The sequence below is a fragment of the Binatus sp. (SeqCode) genome, assembly GCF_036522015.1.
Lineage (GTDB): Bacteria > Desulfobacterota > Binatia > Binatales > Binataceae > Binatus.
In genome coordinates, this window is the sequence record NZ_DATDGQ010000328.1 from 1 (window position 1) to 3448 (window position 3448).

The following is a 3448-nucleotide window of genomic DNA, read 5'->3' on the forward strand; positions in this document are numbered from 1 at the left end:
GGGTTTGAGCGAGCATCTGGCGCAGTTGGGTTTTCGAATCGGCCGGCTCAAGACCGGCACCTGCCCGCGCCTGGACGCGCGCACAATCGACTACTCCGCGTTGGAGATCCAGCCGGGCGACGAGCCGCCGCCGCCGTTCTCGTTCCGCACTGAGAGAATCACGCAGGGGCAAATCCCCTGCCATCTGACGTTCACCAACTCGCGCACTCACGAGATAATCCGCGGCGGGATCGACCGCTCCCCGATGTACTCCGGCGTGATTCAGAGCAAGGGCCCGCGCTATTGCCCGTCGGTCGAGGACAAGGTGATGCGCTTTCGGGACAAGGAGCGCCACCAGATTTTCCTGGAGCCCGAGGGCCGCGACACGGTCGAGGTCTATCCCAACGGCCTGTCCACCAGCCTGCCGCTCGACGTGCAGTTCGCGATGGTGCGATCGATCGCGGGGCTCGAGCAGGCCGAGATAATGCGGCCCGGCTACGCGATCGAATACGATTTTTCAGACCCCACGCAACTGACGCCGTCGCTGGAGACCAAGCTGGTGCGCGGGCTGTTCTTCGCCGGCCAGATCAACGGGACGACTGGTTATGAGGAGGCGGGCGCGCAGGGTTTGATCGCGGGAATCAACGCGGCGCTGAAAGTTCGTGGCGCGCCGGCGCTGATCCTGCGCCGCGACCAGGCGTATATCGGCGTGATGATCGACGACCTGGTGACGCGCGGGATTGGCGGCGAGCCGTACCGGATGTTCACGTCGCGCGCCGAGTACCGATTACTGCTGCGCGAGGATAATGCGGACCGGCGGCTGTCGCCGATTGGCGAGCGGCTCGGATTGCTCGACGCGTCGGCGGGCGCGCGCGTGCGGGCCAAGACCGAGGCGGTGCGCGCCGAGATCGAGCGCCTCAAGCTGGCGCCGATACCCGCCTCCGACGAGGTCAACGCCGCGATTGTGTCGCACGGCTCGACGCCGATCGCGCAGCCAGTGCGCGCGATCGAGCTGCTGAAGAGGCCCGAAATCGGGTACGACGCTTTGATCAAGATGAGCGGTGCGCACTCGACGCTTAACCTCGACGAGGCGGCGGAGCTCGAGACCGAGATAAAGTACGAGGGCTACGTCCGTCGGCAGGCGGAGGCGGTCGAGCGATTCGCGCGCCTCGAGGACACGACGATTCCGGACTGGGTGGATTTCAAGGGCGTGATGGGCCTTTCGACCGAGGTGTCGGAGCGCCTATGCGCCGTGCGGCCGCGGTCGTTGGGGCAGGCGGCGCGGATGCCGGGCATCACGCCAGCGGCAATCTCGATCCTGGCGGTCCATATAAAGAGCCGTCGCGATAGGAATGCCCGGGCAATCTAAGCCATTTCGCCGCAAAAGCGACGTTTCACGTGAAACATTTTGTCGCGATTATTCAATCAAATCAGGCACTTAAGATTTTACGATCGACGTTTCACGTGAAACATAAGAGCAAGGGCAAAGCCCCTCATAAGCGAAAACTCAAGGCCGCGGCCAAGAAAAGGGTTCTGACTCCCGACGAGATTGCGGCCGCGGTGCGCGCGCAGCTTGCGCCCGCGATAGCACCGCTCGGGGTGGTCGCCAACACGCACGAGTTCCTTGGCCGAATCGAGCGGATGGCGGCGACGCTCGCGGTGTGGGGCCCGAAGCTCAACCTGACGGCGCATCCGCGAGACCCCGACGAAATAGTCTTTCACGTCTTCGACAGTATTATACCGATCTCGATTGCGGCCAGCTCGAAGATCCTGCGGCTGCCCCGAGCGCATCGCTTTCTCGATATCGGCAGCGGCGCCGGCTTTCCGGGGCTGGTGATCGCGGCGGCGATTAGCGCGAACGTGACCCTGGTCGAGGCGCGGCGCAAACGCGCTACCTTTCTGGCCGAGGCGGCGATCGAGATGGGGCTGCAGAACGTGCGGGTCGAATGCGCGCGCGTCGAATCGCTCGACCTGCGCGACGGCTTCGACCTGATCACGTCGCGGGCGGTCGGGAATCCGGAGGCGCTGTTCGAGATCGCGGGCCGCGGGTTAAATCGCGAAGGCGTGCTGATGCTCTACGTCAGTGCCGACCAGAAGTTCGATGTCGAAGCTCCTGCGGCGGCGGCCGCCGGTCTGGTTGATGGGGTAATTTCGGGCTACGATCTGCGCCACGGGAAGCAGGTGATGCGCCGCGCCGTCGCGACCTGGACTCGCAGATAGAACGAAGAGTGGAACCCCTCCTGGGTTCCACACCTCCCTGGGCAGGGGTGACCCCTGCACCCAGTGAAAAGTACTAATCGCAAAATGGCGAGGACGCCATTTTGCTCCCGGATCCTTTCCTGGCCTACCTCAATGCGCTCGTATCGACGTTTCACGTGAAACATTCGATCGCGATAACTCAATAAATTCAAGCACTTGTGCAAATCTGATCGCGCGATTTGACCTTTTGCGATCGCGGGGATTTAATGATCTTCGGGCCCGGTGTTTCACGTGAAACGTTAAACGTCCGCGCGCTCGTGGGTGAGGTGGTTGTCGTGGGGCGGGTAATCGCAATCGCAAATCAGAAAGGCGGCGTCGGCAAGACTACTACGGCGATCAATCTCGCGGTCGCGCTGGCCGATACGGGCTGCCGTATCCTGCTGGTTGACCTCGATCCGCAGGGCAACGCCACTTCCGGTATCAGCACGCCCGAGGATGTGAGCGCGGCTCGTCGCGAGGGCAAGACTATCTACCAGGCGCTGGTCGGCGGTCTGGAAATTTCGCAAATCCTGAGGCAGGTACGGCCGACGTTGGCGCTCGCGCCGGCGGGTGACGATCTGGTCGGCGCTGAGATCGAGTTGGTGACGATGGAGGGTCGCGAACGACGCTTGCGAGCGCTCCTGGAGCCATCGCGAGCAGAATATAACTTCGTTCTAATCGACACGCCACCGTCGCTCGGGATTCTCACATTGAATGCGCTCGTAGCGGCGGACTCGGTATTGGTGCCGATGCAATGCGAGTACTACGCGCTCGAGGGTCTGAACTCGTTGCTCGGAACGATCAACAAAGTGAAGGCGTCGCTAAGGCCATCGCTCGAGCTCGAAGGCCTGGTGCTGACGATGTTCGACTCGCGAAATCGTCTCAGCCACGAAATCTCCGACGAAGTCCGGAAACACTTTCCTGAGAAGGTTTTTCGCAGCGTGATTCCGCGCAGCGTGCGGATGTCCGAAAGCCCGAGTCATGGACTGTCCGTGCTCGAATACGAACCGAAGTCGGCTGGCGCGGAAGGGTATCGGGCGCTCGCGGCGGAGATCATCGCGCGTGGAGGGGGGAGTGGAACTTAGGAACTCGATTGTAGAGGAACCCGCCGTGGGTTCCTCGCCTCCTTGGGCAGGGGTGACCCCTGCACCCGGTGATTGGAAAGATGCGGGACTTCGTCCCTGTCAGGAAGTTGGTTTGGGAAGAAAGGATTTCTCCGCGTCCGGTTCCC

General features: G+C 62.5%; 3 protein-coding genes. All 3 read left to right on the top strand.

The genetic code is table 11. The annotated features are described in order from the left end of the window. Positions 1–1348: tRNA uridine-5-carboxymethylaminomethyl(34) synthesis enzyme MnmG (gene mnmG, locus VIW95_RS13895; RefSeq protein WP_331587522.1), on the top strand; the 1348-nt coding region annotated here is incomplete at its 5' end. Between the two features lie 95 nt (positions 1349–1443). Then, the gene (rsmG, locus tag VIW95_RS13900; protein ID WP_331587524.1) at positions 1444–2199 is read left to right on the top strand and encodes a 16S rRNA (guanine(527)-N(7))-methyltransferase RsmG; all 756 of its coding nucleotides are present in this window, start codon (positions 1444–1446) and stop codon (positions 2197–2199) included. 314 nt (positions 2200–2513) lie between these two features. Next, on the top strand, positions 2514–3302 hold the full coding sequence (locus VIW95_RS13905) for a ParA family protein (protein ID WP_331587526.1): 789 nt from the start codon (positions 2514–2516) through the stop codon (positions 3300–3302). The last annotated feature ends 146 nt before the right edge of the window (positions 3303–3448 follow it).